This window comes from Streptomyces phytophilus (genome assembly GCF_013870535.1).
GTDB lineage: Bacteria > Actinomycetota > Actinomycetes > Streptomycetales > Streptomycetaceae > Streptomyces > Streptomyces phytophilus.
Window position 1 is genome coordinate 1 of sequence record NZ_JACBXC010000524.1, and the last position, 4,060, is coordinate 4,060.

At 72.6% G+C, this 4,060-nt stretch carries 6 protein-coding genes and 1 pseudogene; 4 read left to right on the top strand and 3 right to left on the bottom strand.

Translation table 11 applies throughout. The annotated features are described in order from the left end of the window. Nucleotides 1-220: 220 nt before the first annotated feature. Together H5J30_RS20565 and H5J30_RS20570 are read right to left on the bottom strand one after the other, a co-directional pair. Entirely contained in the window at nt 221-625 is a 405-nt protein-coding gene (locus tag H5J30_RS20565; RefSeq protein WP_181788871.1) for a hypothetical protein, read from the bottom strand. Nucleotides 626-907: 282 nt separating this feature from the next. Next, nucleotides 908-1,537 carry a GH25 family lysozyme gene (locus H5J30_RS20570; RefSeq protein ID WP_181788872.1) on the bottom strand — a complete coding sequence of 210 codons (630 nt, stop codon included), beginning with the start codon at nt 1,535-1,537 and terminating at the stop codon, nt 908-910. Between the two features lie 353 nt (nt 1,538-1,890). On the opposite strand from H5J30_RS20570, the gene H5J30_RS20575 reads away from it, so the two are divergent. The 4 genes and pseudogenes from H5J30_RS20575 to H5J30_RS36870 all read left to right on the top strand — a co-directional run bounded on the left by H5J30_RS20575 (nt 1,891) and on the right by H5J30_RS36870 (nt 2,811). Further along, nucleotides 1,891-2,205 (top strand): hypothetical protein, encoded by a 315-nt coding sequence (locus tag H5J30_RS20575; protein WP_181788873.1) that lies wholly within the window; start codon nt 1,891-1,893, stop codon nt 2,203-2,205. Next, entirely contained in the window at nt 2,202-2,408 is a 207-nt protein-coding gene (locus tag H5J30_RS20580) for a hypothetical protein (protein ID WP_181788874.1), read from the top strand. The genes H5J30_RS20575 and H5J30_RS20580 overlap by 4 nt, the downstream gene beginning before the upstream one ends. A gap of 114 nt (nt 2,409-2,522) precedes the next feature. Then, nucleotides 2,523-2,615, top strand: a pseudogene (locus H5J30_RS36865) (MBL fold metallo-hydrolase); the annotation flags it as partial. Nucleotides 2,616-2,682: 67 nt separating this feature from the next. Then, nucleotides 2,683-2,811, top strand: coding sequence for a hypothetical protein (locus H5J30_RS36870; protein ID WP_258563436.1), 129 nt, complete (start codon nt 2,683-2,685; stop codon nt 2,809-2,811). Between the two features lie 67 nt (nt 2,812-2,878). Here H5J30_RS36870 and H5J30_RS20590 read toward each other — a convergent pair. After that, a partial coding sequence (locus H5J30_RS20590; protein ID WP_181788875.1) for a pyridoxal phosphate-dependent decarboxylase family protein occupies nt 2,879-4,060 on the bottom strand: 1,182 nt, incomplete at its 5' end.

Genomic DNA, 4,060 nt, shown 5'->3' on the forward strand with positions numbered 1-4,060 from the left:
GGAGCGTGGCGGGCGCTCGACGCCTGCGTGGCCACGGCCCCGTACGACCAGCACACCGGCGCCTTCCGCGGCGCCTTCGCCTACCTGGCGATGGCCGTGAGAACCGAGGACAGGGACCCGGGACCGGACAACCGCCGAGCGGGATAGCAGCCCCCGCGCGGACCTCGGTTGCCTCATCGACGGGGACGCGCTTTCATCCGGGGCAGCGGTGCCCGCCAGGTTACGAGGCGGGCGGTGGGGGTTCGGGGACGTCCGGGCCCGGTTGCGGGGGGCGGGGGCGGCGGACTTCCGGTTCTGGGGAGCGCCAGGGGCGGCGGCGCCAGGCGGCGCGGGCGAGGAGCGCGAGCGGTACGGCCAGCAGGGCCGCCTGAACGGTCACCGTGAACCAGAAGCCGTGGGCGATGCCGAACCAGAGGACCAGCGGCGGCGTCGCCAGCAGCGCTGACGCGGCGACGGCCAACCCCGTCCACCAGGCCAGGACCTTCAGCCGTGTCGGGGGAGGATGAATCTTGTGGCTCCACCCGATGCTCAACAGGAGGTAGAAGGACAGCGCCCCGCAGACCTGGGTCCACACCAGCAGCGCCTTGCCCAGAACGACGTCAAGGAGCCAGTGCAGCAGTCCCATACGGGGGAGTGTCCTCCCCGGAGCTTCAGCCGGCATGAGTACGTCTACTCATCAAACGGCACGTGTCGCCCGGCCCATGTCGTCGCGGTACGCGGCACCCGCGAGCACGGCGGCATGGGCGCGGAAGACGGTCCCCCACCCGCCCGCCCCGATGCCCCGCCGCGTCTGCCGCACTCGCCGCCGGGCGGGATTCTCCCTTCTCCGGCGGCGCGCGGGCAGGCCGCAATGAGGCATCGGAAAGAGGCGTCTGTTGCCAGACAGCGGCAACCCCGGCTTCGCCGGTCAGTTGGCTATGGGTTCCTCGGCGCCCTCGTCGGGGTCCGTCTCCGCTGCCGTGAGTTTTGCGTCGAAGCGTTCCCGCGCCCACGACCGCAGTGCCGAACGCGAGTCGAAGCGGCCCACGTTCGTGTCGATCGGGGACGACGTGTACTGGTGGAAGCGCCACTGCGCCTGGATGTCCGGCTTGCCCGGGTCGCCGTTGTACTGGGCGATCCACAGGCCGTCGCCGGCGTAGCTGGTGGTGTCGCGGTTGAGCCAGAAGTCGCGGTTGCAGTAGAGGAGCACCTTGTGGCGGGGCCTGAGCCGCTTCACCTCCTTGATGAAGGCGTCCTTCTCCTTGTTGCTCGCCGCGGTGCCCTCGCTCGTGTGCTCCCAGTCGCAGGCGAGCATGTCGCCCGGTTTCTCCTTCGCCTTGTCGACGAAGTACTGGGCCTGCGCCTTGATGTTGCCCGGCCAGAGGAAGTGGTAGAACCCCAGCACCAGACCCGCCTCGCGGCCGTGCGTGGCCTGGGCGCCCTGCTTGGGGTTGACGTAGCTGCGGCCTTCCGACGCCTTGACGAAGACGAAGTTCATGCCCCGCGTGGAGTAGTTGCTTGACTGGTGCGAACTGACGTCGATGCCCTTGATGGTCATCATTCGTCCCTTTCGAGTGGGGGTCGGGACGGGACGGTGGCCGAATCCCTCGCGCTGTCCGTGGGGTGCCCGACGGGAGCCCGACGGGTGTTCGCCGGGTGTCCGTGCTGTCTCGTGCGTTTCTCCCCTCATCCCCGCTGCGGGCGGGACGCAAGCACTCCGGTGGAATCCTGCGCCCCCCGCGCGCGCCCCCAAAGCGCGGGCGCGCGCGGGGAGTTCGGCGGCGGATTCCCAGGCCCGCGGGTGATACGGAACAAGGCGTTCAGGTTGTGGTTCAAGGGGCCCTTGTGCGGGCATCTCCCGTGTGAGAAGGCCGCTTTACCCGTGGTGGCCATGGATCGGGGGATCTGACCATGAATCTGTACATCTCTGTGTTACGCACCTTAGTTCCGCTGTTCGTCGGCTGGGTCGTGACCGCCGCCGGCGCCTTCGGGGTCGACACCGACTCCACCACCGTGACCGCCGGGGTCACCGCGCTCGTCACCGCCGCCTACTACGCGGTGTTCCGGGCGCTGGAGGAGTGGGCCACGAAGCAGGACTGGAAGCCGCTGCGGCTCGTCGCCGGTGTGCTGCTGGGCTGGGCACGGCCGCCGGAGTACCCGGCACGGACACCCGCCGCGCAGCCCTCCGGCGCGCAGTCCGACGCCGCCGAAGGGCGGACCGCGTGAGCGGGGCCGACTGGGTCTGGGGCGGACTGCTCGCCCTCGGCGCCGTGGTCGAGGTCGTCGCCCTGCGCACCCCGCAGAAAGGCGACACGCTCTCGGAGCGGACCCGGGACTGGTTCCGGGTGCGTACACCCGTGGGCAAGGCGGTCTTCGTCGCGGCCTGGGTGGGTTTCGCCGGCTGGTTCCTCGTACACATCGCCTGGTGACGCGCCCCGTACGGCACACCCCGCGGACGCCGTTACCGTGGCCCGCGGGGGCGCACCCGCCCCCGCGCGCGTACCGGAGGAACGGCATGAAGCTCGCCGTGCTCGGCGGCCGCGATGCGGCCCGGTGACATCGACGCCGTCGTCGTCACCCACGGACACCCCGACCACTGCGCCGACCTCAACCCCCTCCTACGCGCCCGCGCACTGGCCCACACGCCGGCGCCCGCACTACCCCTCTACGCCCCATCCGGCGCGCTCGACGCGGTACTGGCCCTTGTGGCCCGACGGCGACGCGGACGGGGACAGCGGCGGGTACGCGGCGCTCGTCGCCGCGCGGCGCGGGTTCGACGGGGAGGTGGGCGTGGCGCGACCGGGGACGACGGTGGAACTGGGCGTGGTGTAGAACCGCCGCACCTCGGACGTGCGCGTCGTGCCGGTCGCTTAGCCGCCCCGTCGTGCCCGCGCCCTCGCTACACCCCCCGCGCCGCCGCCACCAGCGCCTCCACCGCACGGTCCACATCCCCCGGCCCTGTACGCCAGTTGCTGAACGCCGCCCGCAAGCCGTGCGTCCCCCCGTACACCGTCGGCGTGACCACCACCTCCCCGCCCGCCGCGGCCGCCTCAGCCACCGCCGCCACCCGCTCCGCCGTCGGCGCCTCCGCCAGCGTGAAGCACACGACGTTCAACCGCACCGGCGCCAGCAGCCGCAACCCGCCCCCCGCCGCGCTCTCCACCCGCTCACCGAACCGCCGCGCCAGCGCCGCGTTGCGCTCCACCACCTCCCGGTGGCCGTCCCGCCCGTAGGCCGCCAGCGTCAGCCACGCCGGCAGGGCGCGCAGCCGGCGGGAGTTCTCCGGCGTCAGGTGGACGAAGTCGGGGTCGACGCCGGCCGGCGGCGACAGATACGCGGCGGCGTTGCGGAAGACCCGTACCTGCAGATCCCGGCGGCGGGTGAACTGCACCGCCGCGTCGTACGGGACGTTCAGCCACTTGTGCAGGTCCACGCAGACCGAATCGGCCTCGTCCAGCCCCTCCACGAGGTGCGCGTGCCCCGGTGACAGCGCCGCGAACGCCCCGAACGCGGCGTCCACGTGCAGCCAGAACGGGTAGCGCTCGCGCAGCGCGGCCAGCGCACGCAGATCGTCGAAGTCGACGGTGTTGACCGTGCCGCAGTTCGCCACCACGATCGCCGGCCGGCCGTCCAGCTCCGCCAGCGCCTCGGCCAGCGCGGCCACGTCCACGGCCTCGCGCCCCGGCAGCAGCGGCACCGCCCGCAGCGCGTCGCGGCCCAGCCCGAGGAGCGACAGCGCCTTGGGGACACTGGAGTGCGCCGCGCCCGACAGGACCGCGACCTCGCCCAGCGCCCCCGCACCGGCGTCCGCGACCGACACGCCGAGCCGTTCGCCCAGCCACTCCCGGGCCACCGCAAGACCCACCGCGTTCGACATGGTCGCCCCGGACACGAACGCACCCTCGTGCGCCGCACCCAGCCCGAACAACTCACGCAGCCAGCCCACCGTCTCCCGCTCCAGATCCGTGGCCGCGGAGTCGCCGGCGGCGACCACGTTCTGATCGTACGCACCCACCAGCCAGTCGCCCGCCACCGCCGCCGGCGTCGCCCCGCCCGTCACGAACCCGAGATAGCGCGGCCC

What these genes read in the sequence shown, in the direction of transcription:
- H5J30_RS20565 (WP_181788871.1), bottom strand. Translation starts at nt 625, where the DNA reads ATGGGACTGCTGCACTGGCTCCTTGACGTCGTTCTGGGCAAGGCGCTG.
- H5J30_RS20570 (WP_181788872.1), bottom strand. Translation starts at nt 1,537, where the DNA reads ATGACCATCAAGGGCATCGACGTCAGTTCGCACCAGTCAAGCAACTAC.
- H5J30_RS20575 (WP_181788873.1), top strand. Translation starts at nt 1,891, where the DNA reads ATGAATCTGTACATCTCTGTGTTACGCACCTTAGTTCCGCTGTTCGTC.